Here is a 24,645-nt window from a genome sequence, read left to right as displayed (position 1 = left end):
AAAAGTAAGTACTTTCAATGTTTCTTCCATCAAAAAGACTGTCAATTTCTATAAGCTCTTTTGTTTCAAGAATTGGTAACACCTCCGTATGTTGAGCGTGATATATCATTATCGCAGTTTAATACAATCATTCTTTGTTGTGTATGTAAATTTACTACCCAGATAATAAGTCTCATTATATTCAAAGGGAATTTCATTCTGAGTAAAACTGGTATGTGAAACCTTCAAAAGTGCCTCATTGCTAATCTCTAGAAGTTTTGCCTGCTCTTTTGTGGGAATTGTTGCCGCTACTTCATAGTTTGTACACTGGGGTTTAATGTCGTACTTTTTTTCTAGAAACGCATAAAACGATCTATTTAGTTCATCTAGAGCTATAGAGGGAACCACATTAGTTGCAATATAGGTATGACTAATTGCCACGCGCGTATCATCTGCCGTCCGCAATCTTTCAAAATATATAATCTCATTATCCATAGGGATACATAATTTTGAAGCAATAGCAGGAAAGGATTGCGGATCAAGTAATCTATATTGCAATAACAAAGAACCCGGTTTCTCACCTTTGAGGTTTACATCACTCGAAAAGCTTACAGAAGATCCAAATTGCTTATGAATAGTACTCTCTTTTACAAACGTACCGCTTCCTTGAACTTTATATATAAGATCTTTGTTTTCCATCTGGGATAAGGCTTTATTTACAGTCATTCTACTGACGCAATAATCAAGTGCTAATTGAGCTTCGGTTGGTAGCTTGTCATTAACACGATATTTTCCAATAGCAATTTGGTGTGCCAGATCATTTATGATTTGTTGATACCGCGCAATCTTTGCCATAGTGCCTCCTTAGATTGGTTTTATTGTAACCAATTCATAAGAAAAAGTACATTTAAGTATACAAATCTACCGTATGCAAAATAGATTTCATCAATTAAAAATAATACTTGTATATACAAAAAAGGTATGCTAGTTTATAGATACATACAAATTAGGAGGTTTTATGAAACTGATTGATTGCATAGATAGAATACCTACATGCCTATCATCGATACTTTCTGTCTATGAGAATCCCGAAACTTTATGTGAGGAACTTTTTAAACAGAACTATAAAAAAATGCATATAATCGGCTCTGGTACGTCATATAACGCAGGCTTAGTTGCGCAGTATTTTCTTGCCACACAAGCCTGTATCCCATGTGATGTTTTCTTACCCAATGAGTTTAAGCATAATTTTAATTATTATAATTTTTCAGCTGATGATCTTTTTATTTTCGTTTCGCAAGGGGGTTCAACTAAATTAGTATATGAAAATCTTCTTCTTGCCAAACAAAAGGGCTATACAACACTTGCGCTTACCGAGAACATGGATGGACCAATTGCCACATCGGCTGATTTTTGTATAGATATGTATACGGGACATGAAGAATTTATTTATCGAACTATTGGCTATAGCTGTACATCTTTGATTTTATGTATGCTTGGATTAACTTTAAGTTACTCCGATAAAGCTCATATACAGCCCTATTTTGCAGATGCCCATGCTGTCATTTCTAATTTGGATAGAATTAAACGTATTGCGTCTGATTGGTTTGAGCTTAATGGTGCACGTTTTCTAGCAAACAGCAAATTTGTCGTAATCGGTGATGGAATTTTATATCCGCTGTCCAAGGAGATAAATCTAAAATTTTTGGAGATGATTCCTAAAGCCTCATCATCATATGAGCTTGAAGAAGTTATTCATGGGCCGCAAAATTCTTTTGATAATGATACGTGCTTTTTCATCTTATCAAGTGGTCAAGATACAGATAAAGTGGGAAAAATCTCTAAATTTATAGCAACTGAGATTAGCAATAACGTTGTTATTATTGGTCCATCAACAACACCTTCTGTTGAGCTTAATTGTTGTGATAAGTTTTTTTACTTTCTTGAAGTAGCCTGTTTTGCTCAATACATATCTTATTGGTTCGCTGAACTTAACAAAAGGGATTTAACGCAACCTATTTATTCCAATATAAATTCTTATATTTCAAAAACACTTTAAGAAAGGGGTGCGTATGGAGTATTAGGTAAAGAAACGTTAACGAAAACGGAGGGTATATATGATACAAATGGTACGAATAGATGATCGTCTGGTACACGGGCAAGTTGCATATAGCTGGAAAGCTTTTCTTAAGTATCAAGCTATTGTTATCGCAGATGATGATGTGTGTAACGATACATTTCGAAAACCGGTAATTAAAATGGCAGCTCCTCAAGGTGTCAAAGTTGCTATTAAATCAATTTCTGATGCAGCTATTCTTTTGCAGAATCCTAAGTTGGCAGATATAAAGGTATTTGTTGTGGTGTCATCTGCAAAGTCAGCTTATGAGTTGTACAAGCTTTTGGAAACAAAGCCGGTATTAAACTTGGGTGGTTCTATGCATAAAGAGGGGGCAAAAGAATTTAGCAAAGCTGTGTATTTAACACCAGAAGAAGTTAACTTTTTAGATCTTTTATACAAAGAGAATGTAGATATAGATGTACGTCAAACTCCTGCAGAACAAGCACAAGATTATAAGACACTCAGGTCAAAGTTTTAATAGGAGGAAACATGATAAATGCATTGATTGTTGGTAGTATATTATTTCTACTATGGTTTTTTGAAAAAGCCCTTGGAACTCCAATGGTTATCAGACCTCTTGTTGTTTCGTTTTGTATAGGTCTTGGTCTAGGTGACCCTCTTAATGGAGTCTTAATTGGCGCAACGCTTGAATTAGTGTTCATGGGTGCTATTCAAATTGGTGGCTCAGTACCGCCTGATGTGCTTGTAGGCGCTGGTTTGGGAACTGCATTTGCTCTCATTACGGGTAGTGGACCTGAAATTGCTTTAACTCTTGCGCTGCCTATTGCGATTTTAGCTCAATCAATCAAAGTTGTTTTATTTATTGTACGAAGCCAGTTTATGAATCTAGCTGTTATATTTGCTAAAAATGACGATATCGTCAAAATGAAGCTCTTGAATTGGTTAGGTTTAATTTTACAAAGCGCAATGTATTTTGCAGTAGGCTTTATAGCAATTGTATTTGGTTCTGAAGCAGTTCAGGTATTTGTTGCAGCAATACCTCCTTTGGTCATGACTTCTCTTGAGCTTTGTGGAAAAATCTTACCAGCCGTTGGTTTTGCATTATTGCTTCAGCCTATGATGGATAAGAAAAACGTCATTTATTTCATCTTGGGATTTATTGCAGTGACGTATCTTAAGCTACCGATTATGGCAATTACTTTATTTGCAGTTGGCATTGCTTATATTGTTGTTTTTGAAAAAAATTCCGAAACACATGCTGTAGAACAAAAGGAAATTGCAAGTGATGATTCTTGGGGAGGTTTGTTCGATGAATAAACAAGAAGAAAATAAACTCTTTAAAGAAATGTTTTTTAGCTCCTTTATACTTGAGAATTGTTACAATTACGAACGCCAGCAAGCATTGGGTTATGCTGTTGCTATGTGGCCTGCTATTAAGCGATTTTATAAAACTAAAGAAGCTCAAGCTCAAGCATTAGTGCGTCACATGGAAATTTTCAACACAACGCCACACTTGGTTTCTTTTATCATGGGTGTTACTGCAGCTATTGAAAAGAAAGCGAGTGAAACAAAGAACTTTGATTACTCCATTATAAACAACGTTAAGGTTGGCCTGATGGGTCCTCTTGCAGGTATAGGAGATTCGTTTTTCTGGGGCACAATCAGGGTTATTGCAACAGGTATTGCGTTGTCTATGGCACAACAAGGTAATATTTTAGCGCCGATAGTATTTCTTGTTTTGTTTAATGTGCCACATCTTATTATTCGTTATTTTGGAACTGCTTGGGGGTATAAGTTTGGTGTTTCGATGATATCTAATGCCGGTGATATGAATATCATGCAAAAGATATCAAAAGCAGCAAATATTGTTGGTTTGGCGGTAGTTGGTGCCATGACTGCTTCAATGGTTGATTTAAAGACAGCTTTTAGCTTTACTATTAGCGAACAAGCGTTTGAGATACAAAAATATCTTGATCAAATCTTTCCTGGCATTTTGGCACTTGGTTATACGATGCTCATGTTTTATTTCTTGCAAAAGAAGAAAAGCGCCACGTTTTTGCTCCTCTTTACTATTGTATTTGCGTTTGTAGGTACGTTTATAAAGGCGTTTTAACAGTTAACATAATATGCGTGTTAGCTCTTGTGCTATTGCCTCAATTTTTTGCTATGTATATATGCGTTCATAGGTGTTCTTGTGAAAACGCGAATTATATGGCTTGTGTGGCGCGTGAGTAAGTGTATAGAGTGGGCGACTACATCAGACGTTGTCCTAACTTCTTTCACCTACTCGTTCGTATAGTGTATCTTTTTGTAACTTGTTTGCATCTTAGTATTACTGCATTGATGAGGAAAGCGGCTCTGACGATAAAGACAGAGCCGCTTGCCTTTGTTTTCAAACATCCACCTAACACAATTAACCTCAAAGAATTTGTGTACAGTTGCAAATATGTGATAGCCTAAAACCATAACATAATTGCCTACATTACCATACAAGCGGAGGTTTACATGGATACTATGGATTCAACAATTGCCGATGTGTGTAGCACGCGCGTCGCGCGTTTTCGCGCGCTTATGGACGAGCGCGGCTACGACGGTGTTATTCTTAGGAATAACCCCGACTTACGTTGGCTTTTGGGTACCGAGCGCACGTTTGATTTTGAAATAGCTCACACAGCTTTTATCACGCAAAACGGGCTTTGGCTTCACACCGATTCAAGATACTACAACACATTTATTACTAAACTTGGCCCCAATACTTCTTGGGTTATTGATATGGATGACATTAACCCTGCTGATTGGGCTGCTCAACACGCCTATCAAACACGCTCGCACATTGTTGCGCTTGAAGATACCTGTGACATTGCGTTTTTTGATAGCTTTGTAAGCTTTGCTCACGCGCATTCAATTTCTGTTGATATACCTCGTATGCATGGTGATATTGCCGACCTGCGTATGGTAAAAGATCAGGCCGAAGTTGACGCTATGAAACACGCTCAAAGCATTACCGATGCTGGCTTTACGCACATGCTCAATTTTATGAAGGTTGGCATGAGCGAGCTTGAGCTTAGAGTTGAGCTTGATAATTACATGTTAAGCCACGGTGCGGACGCCCTTGCGTTTGATACTATCACTATATCAGGCCCTAACGGTGCAAACCCTCATGGCCAACCAAGCGAACGCAAGCTTCAACAAGGCGATATGGTAGTTATGGACTTTGGTGCCGCATGGCATGATTACCACACCGATATGACGCGTACGGTTTGCATGGGCGCGCCAAGCGAAGAGCAGCAGCTTGTCTACGATACGGTTCGTCGTGCACAAAAGACGGTTGAGGACAGCATTATGCCTGGTGATTTGGGTAGCGATATGCACAATCGTGCGCTTGCGATTATTGCCGAACAAGGTTACGGTGACTACTTTAAGCACGGTCTTGGTCACGGTGTAGGTTTGGAAATTCATGAGCGCCCCTATTTGCGTCCACAATACACCAAGCCACTTCCTGAAAACTCGGTGGTAACGGTTGAGCCAGGTATTTACCTTCCAGGTAAGTTTGGAGTTCGTATTGAGGACTTTGGTTTGGTAACCGCTCACGGTTTTGAGCTCTTTACGGGCTCAACGCACGAGCTTATGTGCTTATAAACTTATGCGCTTATAAGTGCTTTTGCTTGTTCAAACGCTTACTCAAGCCCTTACACAAGCGTTTACACAAACGTGGCGTTACTCAAGCGTTTACTCAAACATAGTGCTACATAAACACTTACACAAATGTGGCGTATATCGTAAGGTATGCGCCACGTTTTTAACGTTTTTACTCAGAGTTTTCACGCAGTCGGCCGCCTGCTATAAATAGCAATCAATACCTTGCTTACATAAAACATCGCGATAATCGTATAAGTCTTCAGGGTGAAGCGGCTTGTACTTACCCATTTGATATACACGTTTAAGCAGCTTATATTTATTTTCACCAAACTGATGAAAAGGAAGAAGTTGCACTTTGTTAACGTGCATTTTCTTAAAGAGTTGCCCAAATTGTGCCGCGTCTTCCAATGAATTATTAAAATCGGGAATCACGGGAATACGCAACACAATATGAGTATTATGCGTAAAAGCATAGCTAATATTTTTTATGATAAGCTCATTGTCCACAGCGGTTATACTGCGATGTTTCTGAGGATCATAATGTTTAAGATCGGTGTAAATGAAGTCTACATAGTTTAAGATTTCAACGAACTTTTGATGATCAACATAAGCTGTTGTTTCAAGCGCCGTATGAATATGCTCTTGCTTTGCGCGCTTCAAAATTGCGCGCGCAAAACCAAATTGCGCAAGCGGTTCTCCACCCGAAAGCGTAAGGCCACCGCCTGATTCTTCGTAAAAATCTATGTCTTTTACAACGTCTTCTATAATTTCGTCCACACTTTTTTCTTCACCAACGCACGAAGGCTTTTTAGTTTCGGGATCAAGCATGGGCTCTGGCTTAAACCTTTGCGATTCTGGATTAGAACACCACGGACAGCGCAGGGGGCAACCTTTGAGAAAAACGGTCGTGCGAATGCCAGGTCCGTCGTGAATCGAAAAATGTTGTATATTAAAAATATAGCCTTTTTCTTGCATTATGCGCACCGCCTTCCTACGTAATACCACTCTAGCATAAAACGAAACAAAATCAATTACGAGTGCAATTATTCTATTTCCTTTTGTTTTCCTTTTAATCTGATAAAATAACTTACGAGGTGATAAACATGGATAGATTAGACCAAATAATTAGCCTGGTTTCGCAAGAAAAAAAGATAGATGTAAATACGTTATCCGAAAAACTAAACGTTTCAAAAGTTACCATTAGAAAAGATCTTAACAAGTTAGAGCATAAAGGCCTGCTTCATCGTGAACACGGTTTTGCTGTGCTCAATAGCGGTGATGACTTAAATATTAGGCTTTCTTATAATTACAACATTAAAAAACGTATTGCCGCCGAAGCGGTAAAACTTGTAAAAGACAACGAAACAATTATGATCGAATCGGGTTCTACCTGTGCACTGCTGGCGGAGGCTATTTGTCGGCATCGTCACAACGTGCGCATTATTACTAATTCATGTTTTATTGCAAACTTCACGCGCAAGTATTCGTCTTGTCAGGTTATTTTGCTTGGAGGTATCTACCAGCAAAATTCCGAGGTAACGGTTGGACCTTTGCTTAAAGAAATGATTAAGCTTTTTCATGTCAAAACGCTTTTTGCAGGTACAGACGGCTTTGACGAAACCTTGGGCTTTATGGGCGTTGATATGATGCGTTGCGAGGTTGTCCAATACATGTGTGATTCGGCTGATCACCTGGTAGTGCTTACCGATTCGGGCAAATTTAGCAAACAAAGTTTAGTGCACCAGTTTTCATTTAATCAAGTTTCACAAGTTATTACCGATTCAAATTTAACGGTTGAGCAGCAAAAACTTTTATCCTCTCATGGTATTTCCGTTACGTGTATTGATTGATCGAGGCGTACATGAACAACGAAAAACGTCGTCTTCTTGCAAAAATTGCATATCTTTATTACATTGAAGGAAAAAATCAGGCAGAAATTTCTACTGAGCTAGATATTTATCGTACAACGGTAAGTCGCTTAATTAATCGAGCGCGAACCGAAGGGATTGTGCATATAGATATAAAGGATTTTGATCCTGCTCTCTTTGCATTAGAAGAATATGTGCGTACGAAATATAATTTAAAAAAGATCGAAATCATTGCCGATCAAGTTGGAGATTCAAAGCAGACACGCATGGAGAATGTTGCACGCGCAGCAGCTGAATTAGTAAAAAATGTTATTAAAGACAAAGATGTGGTGGGAATTTCTTGGGGCTCAACGCTTAGTAAACTTGTTGATAATATTGGTACAAAAACATTGGAAAACGTAGAGTTTTGTCCGCTTACAGGAGGACCTAGTCACGTAAATCTTTCCTATCATGTAAATACCTTGGTGTATCGGATTGCCCGTGCATTTCATGGACGAGGGACGTTTATTAATGCAATGGTTTTGCAGGAAAATGCAGATATTGTTCAGGGAATATGCAAGTCAAAGTACTTTAGAACCATCTCAAATGTTTGGAATCGTCTTAACGTTGCAATTGTAGGTGTAGGTGATGAACCCAATCAGATACACGATAGTCAATGGCGCGATTTGCTCACACAAGATGACTTTGCTGCTTTGGACAAAGCCCATGCAATAGGGGAGGTATGCTGCAGATTCTTTAATGCAGACGGTGAAGCTGTATGTCAAAATCTGCAGGATCGTACTATAGGTGTGCGCCTTGATGAGTTTGCTCGAATTCCAAAAACAGTGGCTGTTGCCTGTGGTGAAAATAAAGCGCCAGCTATTCTGGCTATTTTAAGAAAAAAATATATCAATCATCTGGTAACCGATAAAACAACCATTCTTAAAGTCCTAGAGCTCGATAATGACGAAAACGTTGCAGACTTGTTATGTTAAAAATACGTATAAACGCATGAGTTCGTTTATAAAAATATAAGAATCACCTCAAAAGAAGACACATATGTTTAATGTCTTGTGGTATGGCGCATGAATGTGCTCCATACCATATTTTTATTTCAGAATGATGAACAAAATGCACAAAAGTGCAACTATCATAAAACAAGCAATAATGTATTGAAAAGAACTCCAGGAGACCATATAATCGTGATAGCGAGAGAAACAAAAATACTTTCGAACAAAAGTACCTTGATAATTTTTATATGCGTGGCAGTTGGTAAGCACAATTCAAAAGGAAAGGAGCATGTATGGAATTACTCGAACCAGAGCAAATCATCATGGGTCTCATCATTAATGCAGGAGATGCTAAACAGCATAGCTATCAGGCGTTACATTTGGCAAAGGCTGGCAAATACGATGATGCTGATATCGAAATGAAGCAAGCCGATACCGCTCTTTTGGAAGCGCACAACTTACAAACTAAGTTTTTGACGCAGGAAGCACAAGGGAATCAAATGCAAATCACGGCTTTATTTGTGCACTCTCAGGATCATTTGATGACAACCCTTACAGAAATAAACCTTATTAAAGAGCTTATTGAAGTTCACAAAGAGTTAAACGTTCTAAAAGGTTAAACGTTCTAAAAGGTTAAATATTCAAAAGTACAAAGTTTAAGCAGGTAAGGAGTCGATCATGGTAAAGATTGGACTTTTTTGCGCGGCAGGATTTTCAACGGGAATGTTGGTTAAGAATATGAAAGCCGCTGCAGAAAAAAGAAATATTGAGGCCGAAATTGATGCGTATGGCCAGGTAAGTCTAGAAAACCATGTAGAGGGTTTAGATGTGGTTTTGCTTGGACCACAGGTTGCATACACCTTGGATAAATCTGAAGCAATCTGCAAAGAGCATAACGTTCCTATTGCAGTGATTCCTATGGCCGATTACGGCATGCTCGATGGTGAAAAAGTTTTGGATCTAGCACTTAGTTTACACAGCAGCTAATTTTTATAAGCACCTTAATGAAAGGACTGAAAATGGCAAAGTTTGATCCTCAAAAAATTATTACGCCAATCATGAAGTTTGTTAACATGCAAGGTATTATTGCACTTAAAGACGGTATGCTTGCAATTTTGCCTCTTACCGTTGTGGGTAGTATTTTTCTTATTATTGGCCAGTTGCCGTTTGAGGCTCTCAATCAGGCAATTGCATCGGTGTTTGGTAAAACATGGACCGAACCATTTATGCAGGTCTATTCTGGTACATTTGCAATTATGGGTCTTATATCGTGTTTTGCTATTGGTTTTTCCTATGCAAAACACAGCGGAGTAGATCCTCTGCCAGCTGGTGTTCTTTCGGTATCGTCTTTCTTTATTTTGCTGAAGTCTTCCTATGTTCCAGCAAAAGGAGAAGCTATTCCTGATGCAATCGCAAAAGTATGGTTTGGCGGACAAGGTATTATCGGTGCAATTATTATTGGACTTACCGTTGGAGCTATATATAGTTTCTTTATTAAAAGGCATATCGTTATTAAAATGCCCGAGCAGGTTCCTCAAGCAATTGCAAAGCAATTTGAAGCAATGATTCCTGCATTCGTTATCTTTTTGCTTTCGATGTGTGTATACATTTTGGCACAAATTCTTACGGGTGGCTCAACATTTATCGAGCTTATCTATCGTGTTATTCAAATTCCTTTACAAGGCCTTACTGGAACATTATGGGGCGCTATAGGCATTGCGTTTTTCATTTCGTTCTTGTGGTGGTTTGGCGTTCATGGACAATCAGTGGTCAACGGTATTGTAACCGCGCTGCTGCTTTCAAATCTTGACGCCAACAAAGCCCTGCTTGCTGCAGGTAATCTTTCGTTAGAAAACGGAGCACATATTGTAACACAGCAGTTCCTCGACAGCTTTTTACTTATTTCGGGTTCGGGTATTACCTTTGGTGTAGTTGTAGCTATGCTTTTTGCTGCAAAATCTAAGCAATATAAGGCACTGGGTAAAGTTGCAGCATTCCCCGCACTTTTTAATGTAAATGAGCCTGTTGTATTTGGATTTCCTGTTGTTATGAATCCACTTATGTTTTTACCATTTGTACTTGTTCCTATCGTTGCGGCAGTTGTGGTGTATGCCTCTATTGCAATTGGATTTATGCAGCCATTCTCAGGCGTCACGCTTCCATGGAGTACGCCAGCTATTATCTCGGGATTTATGGTTGCCGGATGGCAAGGAGCACTTGTTCAGGTCATAATCCTTGCACTTTCGACCCTAATTTATTTCCCATTCTTTAAGATTCAGGATAAAATTGCCTGCGATGCAGAAAATCAAGCAGCAAAGACCAAATAGACGTGTGCTGAGCGGTGTAGATGAGTTTAGCGTATATTACATACGCTAAACTCATTTTTTATAGCTTTGACGGTTAAATGTTCGGGCGATTATGCAAAGTACCTGCAACGATTGTATGAGTAGACAGCGAAAATGCTTTGTTTTCACGCGCAAAATCGCCTCATAAAAAATGTACAAGCATTTAGTACAAAACTTGTTGTATTTCGTTTGAAACAATGATATTATAGTTACGAAAGAAAATATGCGCTTTACGAACGTAAGGGGGAGAAATGGAAGTTCCGCGTTTAACACAGCAGTACTCCAACGATGTGCAAAAAGGTTCTCAGCAGCATTTTGGGTACTTAACAGAGCGTATGTATAGGTATCGTGATAGAGTTCTTGATAAAAAACCCTATATTGATGCGCAGCGTGCAATTCTGGCAACGCAGGCATATAAAAAGTATCAGGCAGAACCTGTTGTGCTCAAACGTGCATACATGCTCAAAAATATTTTGGAACATATGTCGTTATACATCGACGACGAAACGCTTATCGTTGGTAATCAGGCATCAGGCGATAAAGACGCTCCTATTTTCCCTGAATACACGCTTGAGTTTGTGTTGAACGAGCTTGACACCTTTGAAAAGCGCGATGGTGACGTCTTTTATATTACCGAAGAAACTAAAGATCAATTGCGCAAAATTGCTCCTTTCTGGGAGAACAACAACTTGCGCGCTCATGCTGGCGCTATGTTGCCAAAAGAAGTTCAGGTATATATGGAAACTGGATTTTTTGGCATGGAAGGTAAAATGAACTCCGGTGATGCTCACTTGGCAGTCAATTACCAAAAGGTTCTGGAATTTGGTTTGCAAGGCTTTGAGCAGCGTACGCGCGAGGCAAAAGCCAAGCTCGATCTTACCGAGCCTTCAAGCATTGATAAATATCACTTCTATGATTCCATTCTAATTACCATTGATGCTGTTAAAACGTATGCACATCGTTTTGTGGAACTTGCACGCAGCATGGCAGAAACCGCAAACGAAACGCGTCGTCGTGAGTTGCTTGAGATTGCCGATATTTGCGAGCGCGTTCCTTATTATCCTGCGCGTACATTTGCTGAAGCAGTGCAATCGGTATGGTTTATTCAGTGTATTTTGCAAATTGAGTCCAATGGTCACTCTCTGTCGTATGGCCGTTTTGACCAATACATGTATCCTTACGCCAAGGCCGATCTAGAATCAGAACGCGAAACCCAAGATTCTATCGTTGAGCGCTTAACCAACCTGTGGATTAAAACGCTTACCATCAATAAGGTTCGTAGCCAAGCTCACACGTTTTCTTCGGCAGGGTCTCCTTTGTATCAAAATGTGACTATTGGTGGCCAAACGCGCGATAAAAAAGATGCGGTTAACCCCTTGTCGTACCTGGTGCTTAAGTCGGTTGCACAAGCGCATCTTCCTCAACCTAACCTTACCGTTCGCTATCACGCAGGTCTTAATCCAGACTTTATGAACGAAGCAATCGAAGTTATGAAGCTTGGTTTTGGTATGCCAGCGTTTAATAACGACGAAATTATTATTCCTTCTTTCATTGAGAAGGGCGTAAAAGAGCAGGATGCATACGATTATTCGGCAATTGGATGTGTTGAGACTGCCGTGCCTGGTAAATGGGGTTATCGTTGTACTGGTATGAGTTACATGAACTTCCCCAAAGTTTTGCTTATTGCTATGAACGATGGAATCGATCCGTCTTCGGGTAAACGCTTTGCACCAGCGTATGGACGCTTTGTCGACATGCAATCCTATGATGATCTTAAAACTGCATGGGATAAAACGCTTCGTTATCTTACGCGTATGAGCGTTATTGTAGAAAATTCTATCGACTTAAGTCTTGAGCGCGAAGTTCCCGATATTTTGTGCTCGGCGCTTACCGATGACTGTATTGGTCGTGGAAAGCACCTTAAAGAGGGTGGAGCGGTATATGACTACATTTCTGGTTTGCAAGTAGGTATTGCTAACCTCTCAGACTCTCTTGCCGCTGTAAAGAAGCTTGTATTTGAAGAAAAGCGTATATCAACCTCTGAATTATGGAGTGCGCTTCAAAGCGACTACGCAGGCGAGCGTGGCGAAGAAATTCGTCAGATGCTCATCAACGATGCTCCAAAATACGGTAACGATGATGACTATGCCGACAAATTGGTACGCGATTGTTACGATGTGTATGTCGACGAAATTGCAAAATATCCCAATACGCGCTATGGTCGTGGCCCCATTGGTGGTATTCGCTACTCGGGAACATCTTCTATCTCGGCAAATGTAGGTCAAGGTCGTGGAACTCTTGCAACCCCTGATGGCCGTCATGCAGGTACGCCTTTGGCCGAAGGATGCTCACCTGCTCACAACATGGATAAGCATGGTCCTACCAGTGTACTTAAATCGGTATCAAAGTTACCTACCGATGAAATTGTTGGCGGCGTATTGCTCAACCAAAAAGTTAACCCTCAGACGCTTGCAAAAGAAGAGGATAAACAAAAGCTTATCGCGTTGTTGCGTACGTTCTTTAACCGTTTGCACGGATATCATATTCAATATAATGTGGTTTCGCGCGAGACTCTAATTGACGCACAAAAGCACCCCGAAAAACATCGTGATCTTATTGTGCGCGTTGCGGGATATTCGGCCTTCTTTAATGTATTATCTAAAGCAACGCAAGACGACATTATTGCGCGTACCGAACACGCGCTTTAAAAGAAAGAAGCACTCATGGAATTTATGCTGGATACTTTAAATTTACACGATATCGAAGACTGGGCACGTGTTTTGCCTTTAGCTGGAATAACGTCTAATCCCTCTATTGTAAAAAAAGAAGGGAATATCGATTTCTTTGCTCAAGTAAAAAAAGTGCGTTCCATTATAGGTGAAGAACCCAGTTTACACGCTCAAGTTGTTGCAACCAGTGTTGAAGGCATTTTACAAGATGCTCGTACGCTTCGCGAAAATATCGGTGGAAATTTTTATGTAAAAGTTCCTGTGTCGCCCAACGGTCTTACGGCTATTAAACAGCTCAAAAAAGAAGGTTTTCGTATTACCGCAACGGCAATTTACACCATTTTCCAAGGTCTTTTGGCAATTGAAGCAGGGGCCGATTATTTAGCACCGTACTACAATCGCATGGAAAATTTAGGAACCGATCCTATAGAAGTTATAGGCCAGCTTGCCTTGGCATGTAGCAATTCGGGTGCGCACACCAAGATTTTGGCAGCCAGTTTTAAGAATGTATCGCAGGTTACCAATGCATTAGCCGCAGGCGCGCAGGCTGTTACCGCTGGTGCGGATATCTATGCGGCAGGTTTTGCAAATCCCTCTATTCAAAAAGCAGTGGATGATTTTGCTGCAGACTGGCAAAGTACGCAAGGTCGCACTACCATTTAGGTACGAAATCATAGGAGTGTTCTTAGACTACTCAAAGCATGCACCGTGAACGTATGAGTTTGTGGTGCATGCTTTTTTAGCTCATTTCGTTTAATTTCTCTTTCAGGTTATAAGAGCCTTTTTCAGGCAATACCTATGTCAATAGGTAAAAAGAAATAATCAAAATAAATTCGGTAAACGGTAGAATAACAGCGGTAGAAATAAAATTGTTGTTTGTGAATAGTTTATGACGTATCATAGTCAGAGTTGTTATGTATAAACGATGAAGTTCATAGGATCTTTCGTTTAGCTTACGTTATGTGTCTTGTGCACATGTGAAACGTTTTTGCGAGAACTCCCCTTGAGCTTTTTCACGGGACATAAGAAAGTGAGGTAAGGCAGTGGTTAGTATTGTGTTAACCAGTCATGGCGGTTTAGCCGAGGGCATTATGCAATCAGGTCAAATGATTTTCGGACCTCAAGAAAATGTAAAGGCCGTTTGTTTAAACCCCGATATGGGTCCTGACGACCTTAAAGCTCAGTTGCTTGCTGCCGTATCGTCTTTCGAAGATCAAAAGGAAGTTTTGTTCCTGGTCGATCTTCAAGGTGGTACTCCTTGGAATCAGGTTTCGCTGTTACTTGATTCAAACGAGCATCCTGAGTGGACTGCAGTTGCAGGTTTAAGTCTTCCTATGCTTGTTGCTGCATATGGCGCTCGTATGGGTGCTGATACCGCAAAAGCTGTTGCTGCTGAGGCAATCAGCGAGGCAGCTGCAGGTATTAAGGCTAAGCCCGAAGACGTTATGCCTAAGCCTAAAGTAGCTAAGCAGCAAGTCCACGGAGCTATTGCGCCTGGTACCGTTTTGGGTGATGGCCACATTAAGATTGGTCTTGCTCGTATCGATACGCGTCTGCTTCATGGTCAGGTTGCTACCTCTTGGACAAAGGAAGTTAAGCCCGATCGTATCATTGTTGTTTCTGATAAGGTTTGCAAAGACAGCCTGCGTAAACAAATGATTATCGAAGCTGCTCCCTCTGGAGTTCGCGCTCATGTTATTCCTGTTTCAAAAATGGTAGAGCTCACCAAAGATCCTCGTTTTGGTGCCACACGCACCATGCTTCTTTTTGAATCTCCTGCCGACATGCTTCAAGCTGTTGAGGCTGGCGTTGAAATCAAAAAAGCTAACTTGGGATCTATTGCTCACTCAGTAGGAAAAGTTGTCGTTAACAATGCAATTGCAATGGGTAAAGACGACGTCGAAGCCCTCGAGAAACTCGTTTCATTGGGTGTCGAGTTTGATGTTCGTAAAGTTCCTGCTGACGCACCTGAAAACTTTAATGCTTTGCTCCAAAAAGCAAAGTCTGAGTTGGCATAAAGGAGGATTTCATGCCTATCATTAGTTTGATTTTGGTGGTGATCGTTGCCTTTTTTGCAGGTATGGAAGGTATTTTGGACGAGTTCCAATTCCATCAACCACTTGTTGCCTGCACCTTAATTGGTATCGTAACTGGTCACCCCACCGAAGGTATTATTTTGGGCGGTTCATTACAGATGATCGCTCTTGGTTGGGCAAACATCGGTGCTGCAGTTGCTCCTGACGCAGCTCTTGCTTCTGTTGCTTCTGCTATCATCATGGTTCTTGCACTTAACGGTGGTGCACAAGATACTCAAACCGCTATCAATACCTCTATTGCTTTGGCAATCCCTCTGTCAGTAGCTGGTTTGTTCCTTACCATGATTGCTCGTACCATTGCTATTCCTATCGTTCACGCGATGGACGCAGCCGCCGATAAGGGCAACATTGCAGCTATGGAAGCATGGCAGGTTATTGCAATTGCTATGCAAGGTCTTCGTATTGCTATCCCTGCAGCTGCTTTGTGCTTTGTTCCTTCCGAAGCTGTTAAGGCAGTACTTGACCAAATGCCTGCATGGCTTGCAGGTGGTATGGGCGTCGGCGGCGGAATGGTAGCTGCCGTTGGTTACGCTATGGTTATCAACATGATGGCTTCTAAAGAAGTTTGGCCTTTCTTCATTCTTGGTTTTGTTATTGCCGCGCTTAAAGGCCTCACCCTTATTGCACTTGGTGCAATTGGTGTTTCTCTTGCAATCATTTACCTTGGCCTCAAAGAAGTTGCTTCTCACGGCTCTGGTAGTGCAGGCTCGCAAGATCCTTTAGGCGACATTATTAACGACTATGAATAACGAAAGGAGCGAAAACATAATGGCAGATCAAATTAAACTTTCTAAGTCAGACCGTATGGCTGTTGCGTGGCGCCATCAGTTCCTTCAAGGTTCATGGAACTTCGAGCGTATGCAAAACGGTGGTTGGTGCTACTCCATCATCCCCGCCATTAAAAAGCTCTATCCTGCAAAACAGGATCAGGTTGCTGCTTTAAAGCGCCACATGGAGTTCTACAACACGCACCCTTATGTATCAGCTCCTGTAATGGGTGTTACTCTTGCACTTGAGGAAGAGCGTGCTAACGGAAATCCCGTTGACGACGCAGCTATCCAAGGTGTAAAGGTTGGTATGATGGGTCCTCTCGCCGGCGTTGGCGACCCAGTATTCTGGTTTACCCTTCGTCCTATCTTAGGTGCTTTAGGTGCTTCTTTGGCATTAAGTGGAAACCTTGTTGGTCCTTTGCTCTTCTTTATTGCTTGGAACGTTATCCGTATGGCATTCCTTTGGTACACGCAAGAGTTTGGTTACAAACTTGGTACCTCTATTGTTAAGGACGTTTCTGGTGGTCTTTTGAGCAAAATCACCGAAGGTGCTTCGATCCTTGGTATGTTTATTATTGGTTCTTTGGTTCAGCGTTGGGTTTCCATCAGCTTTACTCCGGTTGTCTCTAAGATCAACCAGGCTCCTGGTGCATTCATTGACTGGTCCAAGATCGAGCCGACTGCAGACGGTATCAAGAGCGCTATTACTCAATACAACGCTTTAGGTGTAAACGGCCTTGACCAAGTTAAGGTTACAACCCTTCAACAAAACCTCGACCAGCTTATTCCTGGTCTTGCAGCTGTATGCCTTACGCTTTTATGCTGCTGGTTGTTGAAGAAGAAAGTTTCTCCTATCGTTATCATCCTTGCACTGTTCTTGGTTGGTATTGTGGCTCGTTTAGCTCACGTTATGTAATGCGTTTTAGCAATAACTGAGTGTTTGAAATAGCGCGCGCATGTAGTATGCTACGTGTGCGCGCTTTTACTACAAAATGAAAGAGGGAAAATGGTTTCTTCTCAAAATACAAAAGTTGATCTTACTATTAAGGCAGCATCGTTTTTAGGACTTACCACTTACGGCCACGTTATGATTGGTGATAAAGCCTTTGAGTTTTATAACGAAAAAAATCCTGCTGACTTTATTCAAATACCTTGGGAAGAAATCGATTCGGTAGCCGCTTCGGTGCTGTTTAAGGGCAAAATTATTCCTCGCTTTATGATTCAAACTAAAAAAACGGGAAAGTTTTCTTTTTCTACTAAGGACAATAAAAAGACTTTGCGTGCTATACGTACCTACATTTCACCAGATCGCATGTATCGCTCGCTCTCTTTTTTGGATGTAGTTAAACTAGGAATTACAAGAATTTGTAAAATGATAGCTTCACCATTCAAAAAATAATTGTGTTTGGTAGGCAAGATTGTACTTACAGCGCAGTATATGGTGCGTACATGGCGCACTTTATGCTGCGCGTTTTTGTAGACACCTGTTTTGTGTGTTATTGCAAAGTATGGCTATGTGGCACGTCCATGATTTGAATACGATGTGTTTTTCTCAACGTAGTCTCGTGCAAAATGTAGAATTACATGGTAACCTAATTTAGTTATACAAAATCTTTTCTACTTGCTTCTTGGTGCAAGTTTTAACAGAAAGTGAGTGCATCGTGGCAGCAATTTCAACTGCAGACTTCCGTAACGGAATGGGTCTTAAGATTAATAACAAATACTACACCATTGTTGAGTTTCAGCATGTAAAGCCTGGTAAGGGGGGTGCTTTTGTTCGCTATAAGATCAAAGACCTTAAAAGCGGTCGCGTTATCGATCAAACATGTAATGCAGGTTCTAAGTTTGAAAGCGTTCAGCTTATCACGCGTGAAATGCAATATCTTTATAACGATGGCGATTCGTTCTATTTTATGGACAACGAAACATACGAACAAATTCCTGTTTCGGCAGATTTCATTGGCGAAAATAAAAAATGGTTAAAAGAAAACGATAACTGCCAGCTCTTGTATGCTGATACCGAGCTTTTAGGTGTTAATCCTCCTATGTTTATTGAGGTAGAAATTACCGAAACCGACCCTGGCTTCAAAGGTGATACCGTACAAGGAGGAACCAAGCCTGCAACTATCGAAACTGGCGCTGTTATTGCTGTTCCTATGTACCTTAATCAGGGCGAAAAGGTTCGCGTTGACACACGTGTTGGTAAATTTGTAGCTCGCGTATAGGTTGATTACGTTTGAAACTTTTAATTCCGTGGAATGTTGTATCATTTCACGGAATTTTTTGTCGCGCTTTTGTTTAGAGCTATTCTCTACTATACTTGATAGTAGAGGTTTGATTTCTGTAGAGGCAGCCGCACTTGTGCTTGGTGCATGCTATGTTGGTAGTATTTATCATTGCGTGTAACAGATATTGCACAAAGACTTGTTGGCGCACCTATCAGAAATATCAATCAAAACGTATTGAAGGGATATCCTATGAGTACACATGAGCTTTTTATTTCCGGCTTGGGTATTTCACAAAATGTTCTCCGTGCAATAGTTGTAAAAGCAGTAAGCCACATCGAAGGCGTTGCGCAGGTAGGCGGCAACGATATTACGTCTAGCCTTATTTCGGTGTTTACGACCAAGTCTTTGCCAGAAGATAAAGCTGTTGAGGCTCGTGTCGAAGATGATAAACTTTTTGTAGATGTCCATGTTGCCGTTTTTTATGGATATCCTTTTGTGGGTCTTGCACAAGAAATTCGTTCATCTGTTGCAACAGCTTTGCAAGAACAGCTTTCTTGCGAAATTGGTGCTATCGACGTATATATTGACAGTTTAGTATTTCCCAAGGAGTAGTGAATAACGTGCCAAAAAAGGTACAATTTGCAGGAAGAACTCTTGCTCGCAGCCAAGCGCTTCAATTGATGTTTCAGGCTGAATCAAGGAACATGCAAGTTTGTGATGTTCTTGCTACAAACTATTTGTTGTCCGAAGGTCCCCTTGATGACTTTGGGAAACGCTTAGCTCTTGGCGCTGATGAGCTGCGTGACAAGCTTGATGCGCTCATTTCTCGTGTAATTACCAACTGGAATCTTAATCGCTTGCTTAGTGTTGATCGCAACATTTTACGTCTTGCACTCTACGAAATGATAAAAGTAGACGACGTGGATATTGCAGTAACTATTAACGAATCAGTTAATTTAGCGAAAGCTTATGGCACCGATGAATCCTCACATTTTGTCAATGGTGTTTTAGGACAAGTTGCGCGCATGATGGAAAACGGGCGCGATGTATTAGAAGATGTTTCTACACCTGATGAGTCTGTGTCCATGTCTTCTGATAGAGATTCAAGCGCTGCTCAGAACACTGTTGATGATCCTGTATCCACGCCAACTACAGAAGATGTACCAGCAGAAGATGCTGATAGTGATGCTGCTTGTGCACACGATGCAAACGCATCTCATAAAACACAGCTTACTGACGCTGATATAACAAGTGATTCTGATGTTCGCGCATGTGTACGCAGCGCTGTTGATGAGTTCTTATCGCACAAAGATAACGTCTTAAAACTCTAAGGTATGTATATGGCACAGCTTTCATCACAAGATTATACAAGCTTTACCGATATAAAAGCACGTCTTGAACAGATTATTACCTCGGTTAAAGACAAGGGAGTTTCTTTGGAAAACTCACTTGATTTGTTTGATGAGGCAATTAAGCTTGGTTCGCGCGCGGTAGATATGGTTGACGCGGTGGATTTGGATGATAGTGAGCTTTTAGCTACGGATGCTGACGCTTTGCCTCATAAAAATACCTCCACAACCGATACTGAAAACAGTGCTGAAAACGATGCTGAAAACAGCGCTTCTGAAACTGATACATCTTCAAAGGTGCAGCCCCACTCATCTGAGGATGAATCTTCTCAACATGATGGCAACCAAGCGTCTGCTACGTCTGAGCACTAGTTTCAAAAAGAGCAGTATATGAAGCAGCGTCTTGACACAGAGCTTGTTCAGCAGGGTTTTTTTGCAACGAAAAAGGAAGCATATGCTGCTGTTTTAGCAGGGGAAGTTTCATCAGAACACGAACGCCTTACTCATCCAGGAAAACAAGTGCCAGCTGGCATATATCTCCACGTTAAAAGTCATATTCCATTCGTAAGCCGAGGCGGTTTTAAGCTTGTTCGTGCTTTGGAAGCGTTTGGTATAGATGTTCGAGGCAAAAAATGTTTGGATGTAGGCGCTTCAACGGGTGGATTTACCGACTGTCTGTTACAGAACGGCGCTGCTTGCGTTACTGCAGTTGATGTAGGCTATGCTCAATTTAGCTGGGAATTGCGTAATAATCCCAAGGTCGAACTCATCGAAAAAACCAATATATGTGCTCCTTCGCTTCAAACACCTGATCATCTCTTTGATGTGGTAGTAAGTGATGTTTCGTTTACTTCCATACAAACGATTATCGCTGCTGTGAATGCGCTTATGAAGCCGCGCTCGCTCTTTGTTACGCTTGTTAAGCCACAATTTGAGGTTGATAAAGCAGAAGTTGGATCAGGTGGCATTGTTCGCTCTAAGCGCCTGCATATAAAGGCCATTGGGCGTGCTTTGCATGCATGCACATCGGTGGGTCTTGTTCCTTTAGCTTTATGTCCAAGTCCTATTTATGGCCATAAAGGTAACCGCGAATTTTTACTTGCCGCTGGTAAAGACGCACGTCAATCTTCACCTTCTTCTGGTGTGTCATTAATTGACGCATCCTCTTCTTTAGATGTTTCATCTGTTGTTGATTCTGCAGAAGTTTCTGCGCGTCTATATCCATTATCGACATGGTTAGAGTAAAATAGCAACAGGCTATACAGTATAAATCACGTTATCAGGGAGGAGGGCGCGCGATGGTTAAGGTGGCAATTGTCCCTAATTATTCACGCCAAGAAGCTGTTTTAGATGCTTCTCGTCTTACAGAATTTCTTGAAAAACAATCTATTGAAGTTGTGTGGGCGCCCGATAAGAAGAAAACCAATGTTATTCCTCTTAATGTTGATGATACCGATTTAGTTATATCGTTAGGCGGCGACGGCACGCTTTTGCGCGCAGCACAAATTACGGGTTATCGTGAAATTCCTATTTTAGGTCTTTCATATGGACATTTAGGTTTTTTAACCAGTGCAGGTCCAGATGAGCTGCAAACAATGGTTCAGCGTGCGCTTGCAGGCGAGCTTCATGTTTCGCGACGTGCAACGCTGCAAATTACCTCGCTATTTTTGGATGAGCGTGGACAAGAAATTGAGCTGCATAATTTTGCGCTTAACGATTGTTCGCTGAGTCATGGTAGTAAAGGCGACATGATCGTTTTTAATGTTGACGTATCAGGTCATCATATTGATACGCTTCGTGGAGATGGCTTTGTGGTGGCAACTGCAACGGGATCTACCGGCTATGCGCTTGCCGCTGGAGGTCCTATCGTAACGCCTACGTTTACAGGCATGCTGTGTGTTCCTGTTGCGCCTCATACTATTCTAGCTCGTGCATTTCTTACCGCATCTTCTGATGTTGTAGAAATTTCCATTTCAACCGAGCGCAACGTGGAGCGTCTCTTTTTTGCAGACGGCCAGCCCTTAGGGGCGCAGATGACTCCACTTTCTGCAAAAATAACACGTGGTCAAGGTGATATTTTATTGCTCGAAGCATCGCCTTCAAGTTTTTATCAATCGGTTTCTCGTGTTTTTTACGGACAGGCATCCCATGATTGATGAACTCCATATTCAAAATCTTGCATTAATTAAAGATGTACGTCTTCGTCCAGCTTGTGGTCTTACCGTCCTTACCGGAGAAACAGGAGCAGGTAAAACGGCACTTTTGTCCGCAGTTAAGCTCATAACAGGCGAGCGTGCAAATTTTGCTTCAATTCGCGAAGGAAGCACCGATTTACGTGTAGAAGCGCGTTTAATTTTTGACGACAATGCCGATGATGACATCGTTATTGTTCGTACGCTTGACACATCGGGCAGAAGTCGAATTACCCTGAATGACCATATGGTTTCTCTTGCAGGATTAGCTAAGAGCGTTGCGCCATCAATTGATATATGCAATCAGCACGAACATCAAAAGCTCTTACAATCTCACTATCAAGCCCAAATCCTCAACGAATGGGCAAGTTCTAACATTTTGCCTGCGCAACAGCACTATCGCGAGGCGTATATTCAATATAGTATGCTTGCAAACCAATTAGCCGAGTTAACCAATCAAACCAGCGAGATACAAGAAAAACTTGACGCGCTGCAATTTATGCTTGCACGCGTAGCCGAGCTTAATCCGCAGCGTGGTGAATATGAGCAGCTTCAACAAGATTGTGCACGCGCAGAACATGCTCAAGATCTTATGGAAGCGCTCTACACGGCTCGAAGCGAGCTTATCGATGAAGACAAAGCGCGCGACAGTGCTTCAACGGCTCAAGACGCTCTTACGAGCGCATGTGCGTACGACGAAACGCTTGCACCACTTGCAGATAGGCTTGCCGCCTGCGTTGCAGAGATGGAAGATGTCGCGGACGAAATTCGTCATCATCTTGATGGCGTTGAGTGTAACCCCGAAGTCCTTGATGATATGCAACAGCGTCTGCGCAATTTTCAGCAGATTATGCGCTCGTATGGCCCGCGTATGGAAGATGTTTTTCAAAAAGTTGACGATGCACGCGCCTACCTTGCTGCCCACGATAGGGGAGATGAGCACATTCGCGAACTTAAACGTAAGGTGCAATCTGCTCATGAGCGTCTTGTTCTCGCAGCCCAAGAGCTTTTTAATGCGCAAAAGACAAGTGCGCCTCAGCTTGCGCAACGCATGAATGACATACTTGCTACACTTGCTATGGCTTCGTCAAAAATTACGGTACGTGTTAAGTTGCTTGACGAAAAATTCTGGAATGATATAAGCGCTACTTCTGTTGAATTTTTGTATCAAAGCGGAAAATCCTTGACGGCGCACCCCCTTAAAAAAATTGCCTCGGGCGGAGAGATTTCTCGTGTTATGCTTGCTTGTAAAGTTGTTTTGCAAGAGAGCGAACATACATCAACCTTAGTATTTGACGAGGTTGACGCAGGTGTTGGAGGAAGTACCGCGCAATCTTTAGCGCGACTTATTAAAAAGCTTTCGCGTGTTCATCAAATTATTGTGGTTACTCACTTAGCTCAGCTCGCGGTGTATGCCGATAAGCATTATGTGGTATCAAAAGAAGGAACAGATTGCCCACAAACGCTCATAACTGAAGTAAAAGACGAGGCGCGTGTCCTGGAAATTGCACGCATGCTTTCTGGTGATGTGTCTGATATTTCGTGTGAACACGCACGTCAAATGATTAAAGACGCTTCTAACGACAAAGATTAAAACGTTTTTGCTGGCAAAGATCAAAGCTTTAAAGTGTTTGGTATGTGTAAACCCACCGTATTGTTTTTTTGTATGGTAGTGCTCTTCTATACATCGTATGACTTGAATAAGAGGTGAAGATATGGAAATTATAAAATCAACCCCTATGATGCTTGATGAAATTATGCGCGTGTATGCTGCTGCTCAGGATTTTATGATTGCTCACGGCAATCCTTCGCAATGGGCGCGCAGGTATCCAACACGTGATCTCATTTTGGCTGATATGAAGCTCGATCATGCGCACGTGGTGCAAGAAGGTGGGATGATTTGTGGCGCATTTTCTATTCAAAAGGAACCCGAATCTGTATATGCGCATATCGACGGGCAATGGCTTAACAGCGATCCCTATCTTACTATTCATCGTGTAGCAAGTGATGGTCGCGTGCATGGTGTTTTTGATGCAATTGTTGAGTATTGCGAGCAACGCTATCACAACTTGCGCATTGATACACATGCGCAAAATCTTGTTATGCAGCATTTAATTGCCAAACATGGCTTTATACATTGTGGGACCGTGTACGTGGCCGATGGCTCTGCTCGTCTGGCATATCAGCGTTGCGTAAACTAGAACATATGTACGTATTATGAATGATTATTCTTTTTAAGTCATACTAGTTAAAAGGTGTAAACTATCTATAGATATAGCTTAGTAAATGTAGTCCTTCGGTGTATAACGAAATATGTCGTGTATTACATGCTACGTGTGTTGTAATATGAAGTCCCGTAGGAAATAATATTCGTAAATTTC

General features: G+C 41.4%; 26 protein-coding genes. 24 read left to right on the top strand and 2 right to left on the bottom strand.

What is annotated here, in order from left to right; genetic code table 11:
* Positions 1-108 precede the first annotated feature (108 nt).
* Positions 109-834 carry a GntR family transcriptional regulator gene (locus AC5GD6_RS01215; RefSeq protein ID WP_473225551.1) on the bottom strand — a complete coding sequence of 242 codons (726 nt, stop codon included), beginning with the start codon at positions 832-834 and terminating at the stop codon, positions 109-111.
* A gap of 163 nt (positions 835-997) precedes the next feature.
* Here AC5GD6_RS01215 and AC5GD6_RS01210 point away from each other — a divergent pair, with 163 nt between their 5' ends.
* The 5 genes from AC5GD6_RS01210 to AC5GD6_RS01190 all read left to right on the top strand — a co-directional run bounded on the left by AC5GD6_RS01210 (position 998) and on the right by AC5GD6_RS01190 (position 5,698).
* The gene (locus tag AC5GD6_RS01210; RefSeq protein ID WP_491846060.1) at positions 998-2,038 is read left to right on the top strand and encodes an SIS domain-containing protein; all 1,041 of its coding nucleotides are present in this window, start codon (positions 998-1,000) and stop codon (positions 2,036-2,038) included.
* Between the two features lie 58 nt (positions 2,039-2,096).
* A complete protein-coding gene (locus AC5GD6_RS01205; RefSeq protein WP_473225553.1) occupies positions 2,097-2,576 on the top strand; it encodes a PTS sugar transporter subunit IIB in 480 nt (159 codons plus the stop codon).
* Positions 2,577-2,587: 11 nt separating this feature from the next.
* Positions 2,588-3,376 carry a PTS mannose/fructose/sorbose/N-acetylgalactosamine transporter subunit IIC gene (locus tag AC5GD6_RS01200; RefSeq protein WP_311431074.1) on the top strand — a complete coding sequence of 263 codons (789 nt, stop codon included), beginning with the start codon at positions 2,588-2,590 and terminating at the stop codon, positions 3,374-3,376.
* Complete coding sequence (locus tag AC5GD6_RS01195) at positions 3,369-4,172, top strand: PTS system mannose/fructose/sorbose family transporter subunit IID (protein WP_006302583.1); 804 nt, start codon at positions 3,369-3,371, stop codon at positions 4,170-4,172. Before AC5GD6_RS01200 ends, AC5GD6_RS01195 begins: the two co-directional genes overlap by 8 nt.
* Positions 4,173-4,564: 392 nt before the next feature.
* Positions 4,565-5,698 carry a M24 family metallopeptidase gene (locus AC5GD6_RS01190; RefSeq protein WP_491846059.1) on the top strand — a complete coding sequence of 378 codons (1,134 nt, stop codon included), beginning with the start codon at positions 4,565-4,567 and terminating at the stop codon, positions 5,696-5,698.
* 201 nt (positions 5,699-5,899) lie between these two features.
* Here the strand turns inward: AC5GD6_RS01190 and AC5GD6_RS01185 are convergent, their stop codons facing one another.
* Positions 5,900-6,673, bottom strand: coding sequence for a glycyl-radical enzyme activating protein (locus tag AC5GD6_RS01185; RefSeq protein WP_048596934.1), 774 nt, complete (start codon positions 6,671-6,673; stop codon positions 5,900-5,902).
* A gap of 128 nt (positions 6,674-6,801) precedes the next feature.
* Between AC5GD6_RS01185 and AC5GD6_RS01180 the strand changes: the two genes are divergently transcribed.
* From AC5GD6_RS01180 to AC5GD6_RS01090, 19 genes are all read left to right on the top strand, one after another.
* A complete protein-coding gene (locus AC5GD6_RS01180) occupies positions 6,802-7,548 on the top strand; it encodes a DeoR/GlpR family DNA-binding transcription regulator (protein ID WP_303871335.1) in 747 nt (248 codons plus the stop codon).
* A gap of 11 nt (positions 7,549-7,559) precedes the next feature.
* Positions 7,560-8,540, top strand: coding sequence for a sugar-binding transcriptional regulator (locus tag AC5GD6_RS01175; RefSeq protein ID WP_276776901.1), 981 nt, complete (start codon positions 7,560-7,562; stop codon positions 8,538-8,540).
* Between the two features lie 308 nt (positions 8,541-8,848).
* Positions 8,849-9,175, top strand: a complete 327-nt coding sequence (locus AC5GD6_RS01170) for a PTS lactose/cellobiose transporter subunit IIA (protein ID WP_006302593.1) — start codon at positions 8,849-8,851, stop codon at positions 9,173-9,175.
* A 58-nt stretch (positions 9,176-9,233) separates the two neighbouring features.
* The gene (locus AC5GD6_RS01165; protein ID WP_303871338.1) at positions 9,234-9,542 is read left to right on the top strand and encodes a PTS sugar transporter subunit IIB; all 309 of its coding nucleotides are present in this window, start codon (positions 9,234-9,236) and stop codon (positions 9,540-9,542) included.
* Positions 9,543-9,574: 32 nt separating this feature from the next.
* Positions 9,575-10,882: a PTS sugar transporter subunit IIC gene (locus AC5GD6_RS01160; protein ID WP_010241004.1), complete on the top strand. Its 1,308-nt coding sequence runs from the start codon at positions 9,575-9,577 to the stop codon at positions 10,880-10,882.
* A 269-nt stretch (positions 10,883-11,151) separates the two neighbouring features.
* The gene (locus tag AC5GD6_RS01155) at positions 11,152-13,608 is read left to right on the top strand and encodes a glycyl radical protein (RefSeq protein ID WP_464362297.1); all 2,457 of its coding nucleotides are present in this window, start codon (positions 11,152-11,154) and stop codon (positions 13,606-13,608) included.
* Between the two features lie 15 nt (positions 13,609-13,623).
* Positions 13,624-14,292, top strand: coding sequence for a fructose-6-phosphate aldolase (locus AC5GD6_RS01150; RefSeq protein WP_061102889.1), 669 nt, complete (start codon positions 13,624-13,626; stop codon positions 14,290-14,292).
* 380 nt (positions 14,293-14,672) lie between these two features.
* The gene (locus tag AC5GD6_RS01145) at positions 14,673-15,647 is read left to right on the top strand and encodes a PTS sugar transporter subunit IIB (protein ID WP_416432124.1); all 975 of its coding nucleotides are present in this window, start codon (positions 14,673-14,675) and stop codon (positions 15,645-15,647) included.
* An 11-nt stretch (positions 15,648-15,658) separates the two neighbouring features.
* Positions 15,659-16,474, top strand: coding sequence for a PTS mannose/fructose/sorbose transporter subunit IIC (locus AC5GD6_RS01140; RefSeq protein WP_416432123.1), 816 nt, complete (start codon positions 15,659-15,661; stop codon positions 16,472-16,474).
* A gap of 19 nt (positions 16,475-16,493) precedes the next feature.
* The gene (locus AC5GD6_RS01135) at positions 16,494-17,411 is read left to right on the top strand and encodes a PTS system mannose/fructose/sorbose family transporter subunit IID (protein ID WP_048596926.1); all 918 of its coding nucleotides are present in this window, start codon (positions 16,494-16,496) and stop codon (positions 17,409-17,411) included.
* A 90-nt stretch (positions 17,412-17,501) separates the two neighbouring features.
* The gene (locus AC5GD6_RS01130) at positions 17,502-17,894 is read left to right on the top strand and encodes a DUF956 family protein (RefSeq protein WP_061102892.1); all 393 of its coding nucleotides are present in this window, start codon (positions 17,502-17,504) and stop codon (positions 17,892-17,894) included.
* A gap of 262 nt (positions 17,895-18,156) precedes the next feature.
* A complete protein-coding gene (gene efp / locus AC5GD6_RS01125; RefSeq protein WP_048596925.1) occupies positions 18,157-18,720 on the top strand; it encodes an elongation factor P in 564 nt (187 codons plus the stop codon).
* A 252-nt stretch (positions 18,721-18,972) separates the two neighbouring features.
* The gene (locus tag AC5GD6_RS01120) at positions 18,973-19,335 is read left to right on the top strand and encodes an Asp23/Gls24 family envelope stress response protein (RefSeq protein ID WP_061102893.1); all 363 of its coding nucleotides are present in this window, start codon (positions 18,973-18,975) and stop codon (positions 19,333-19,335) included.
* A gap of 8 nt (positions 19,336-19,343) precedes the next feature.
* Positions 19,344-20,054 carry a transcription antitermination factor NusB gene (gene nusB, locus AC5GD6_RS01115; protein WP_311444407.1) on the top strand — a complete coding sequence of 237 codons (711 nt, stop codon included), beginning with the start codon at positions 19,344-19,346 and terminating at the stop codon, positions 20,052-20,054.
* A 9-nt stretch (positions 20,055-20,063) separates the two neighbouring features.
* Positions 20,064-20,444 carry an exodeoxyribonuclease VII small subunit gene (locus tag AC5GD6_RS01110; RefSeq protein WP_491846058.1) on the top strand — a complete coding sequence of 127 codons (381 nt, stop codon included), beginning with the start codon at positions 20,064-20,066 and terminating at the stop codon, positions 20,442-20,444.
* Positions 20,445-20,462: 18 nt separating this feature from the next.
* Positions 20,463-21,317, top strand: a complete 855-nt coding sequence (locus AC5GD6_RS01105; RefSeq protein ID WP_061102896.1) for a TlyA family RNA methyltransferase — start codon at positions 20,463-20,465, stop codon at positions 21,315-21,317.
* A 53-nt stretch (positions 21,318-21,370) separates the two neighbouring features.
* The gene (locus tag AC5GD6_RS01100) at positions 21,371-22,228 is read left to right on the top strand and encodes an NAD(+)/NADH kinase (protein WP_491846057.1); all 858 of its coding nucleotides are present in this window, start codon (positions 21,371-21,373) and stop codon (positions 22,226-22,228) included.
* On the top strand, positions 22,221-23,858 hold the full coding sequence (gene recN / locus AC5GD6_RS01095; RefSeq protein ID WP_491846056.1) for a DNA repair protein RecN: 1,638 nt from the start codon (positions 22,221-22,223) through the stop codon (positions 23,856-23,858). The genes AC5GD6_RS01100 and recN overlap by 8 nt, the downstream gene beginning before the upstream one ends.
* Before the next feature lie 121 nt (positions 23,859-23,979).
* The gene (locus AC5GD6_RS01090) at positions 23,980-24,465 is read left to right on the top strand and encodes an N-acetyltransferase (RefSeq protein WP_276770063.1); all 486 of its coding nucleotides are present in this window, start codon (positions 23,980-23,982) and stop codon (positions 24,463-24,465) included.
* The last annotated feature ends 180 nt before the right edge of the window (positions 24,466-24,645 follow it).

The organism is Fannyhessea sp., assembly GCF_986145555.1.
This window is presented reverse-complemented; position numbering and strand designations above follow the sequence as displayed.

Excerpts from the sequence above, each read along its gene's own strand:
- AC5GD6_RS01205 (WP_473225553.1), top strand. The coding sequence starts at position 2,097 with ATGATACAAATGGTACGAATAGATGATCGTCTGGTACACGGGCAAGTT.
- AC5GD6_RS01160 (WP_010241004.1), top strand. The coding sequence starts at position 9,575 with ATGGCAAAGTTTGATCCTCAAAAAATTATTACGCCAATCATGAAGTTT.
- AC5GD6_RS01195 (WP_006302583.1), top strand. The coding sequence starts at position 3,369 with ATGAATAAACAAGAAGAAAATAAACTCTTTAAAGAAATGTTTTTTAGC.
- AC5GD6_RS01215 (WP_473225551.1), bottom strand. The coding sequence starts at position 834 with ATGGCAAAGATTGCGCGGTATCAACAAATCATAAATGATCTGGCACAC.
- AC5GD6_RS01100 (WP_491846057.1), top strand. The coding sequence starts at position 21,371 with ATGGTTAAGGTGGCAATTGTCCCTAATTATTCACGCCAAGAAGCTGTT.
- AC5GD6_RS01120 (WP_061102893.1), top strand. The coding sequence starts at position 18,973 with ATGAGTACACATGAGCTTTTTATTTCCGGCTTGGGTATTTCACAAAAT.
- AC5GD6_RS01155 (WP_464362297.1), top strand. The coding sequence starts at position 11,152 with ATGGAAGTTCCGCGTTTAACACAGCAGTACTCCAACGATGTGCAAAAA.
- AC5GD6_RS01105 (WP_061102896.1), top strand. The coding sequence starts at position 20,463 with ATGAAGCAGCGTCTTGACACAGAGCTTGTTCAGCAGGGTTTTTTTGCA.
- AC5GD6_RS01185 (WP_048596934.1), bottom strand. The coding sequence starts at position 6,673 with ATGCAAGAAAAAGGCTATATTTTTAATATACAACATTTTTCGATTCAC.
- AC5GD6_RS01210 (WP_491846060.1), top strand. The coding sequence starts at position 998 with ATGAAACTGATTGATTGCATAGATAGAATACCTACATGCCTATCATCG.
- AC5GD6_RS01140 (WP_416432123.1), top strand. The coding sequence starts at position 15,659 with ATGCCTATCATTAGTTTGATTTTGGTGGTGATCGTTGCCTTTTTTGCA.
- AC5GD6_RS01150 (WP_061102889.1), top strand. The coding sequence starts at position 13,624 with ATGGAATTTATGCTGGATACTTTAAATTTACACGATATCGAAGACTGG.
- AC5GD6_RS01110 (WP_491846058.1), top strand. The coding sequence starts at position 20,064 with ATGGCACAGCTTTCATCACAAGATTATACAAGCTTTACCGATATAAAA.
- recN (WP_491846056.1), top strand. The coding sequence starts at position 22,221 with ATGATTGATGAACTCCATATTCAAAATCTTGCATTAATTAAAGATGTA.
- AC5GD6_RS01130 (WP_061102892.1), top strand. The coding sequence starts at position 17,502 with ATGGTTTCTTCTCAAAATACAAAAGTTGATCTTACTATTAAGGCAGCA.
- AC5GD6_RS01135 (WP_048596926.1), top strand. The coding sequence starts at position 16,494 with ATGGCAGATCAAATTAAACTTTCTAAGTCAGACCGTATGGCTGTTGCG.
- AC5GD6_RS01165 (WP_303871338.1), top strand. The coding sequence starts at position 9,234 with ATGGTAAAGATTGGACTTTTTTGCGCGGCAGGATTTTCAACGGGAATG.
- AC5GD6_RS01200 (WP_311431074.1), top strand. The coding sequence starts at position 2,588 with ATGATAAATGCATTGATTGTTGGTAGTATATTATTTCTACTATGGTTT.
- AC5GD6_RS01170 (WP_006302593.1), top strand. The coding sequence starts at position 8,849 with ATGGAATTACTCGAACCAGAGCAAATCATCATGGGTCTCATCATTAAT.
- AC5GD6_RS01090 (WP_276770063.1), top strand. The coding sequence starts at position 23,980 with ATGGAAATTATAAAATCAACCCCTATGATGCTTGATGAAATTATGCGC.
- AC5GD6_RS01175 (WP_276776901.1), top strand. The coding sequence starts at position 7,560 with ATGAACAACGAAAAACGTCGTCTTCTTGCAAAAATTGCATATCTTTAT.
- AC5GD6_RS01180 (WP_303871335.1), top strand. The coding sequence starts at position 6,802 with ATGGATAGATTAGACCAAATAATTAGCCTGGTTTCGCAAGAAAAAAAG.
- AC5GD6_RS01190 (WP_491846059.1), top strand. The coding sequence starts at position 4,565 with ATGGATACTATGGATTCAACAATTGCCGATGTGTGTAGCACGCGCGTC.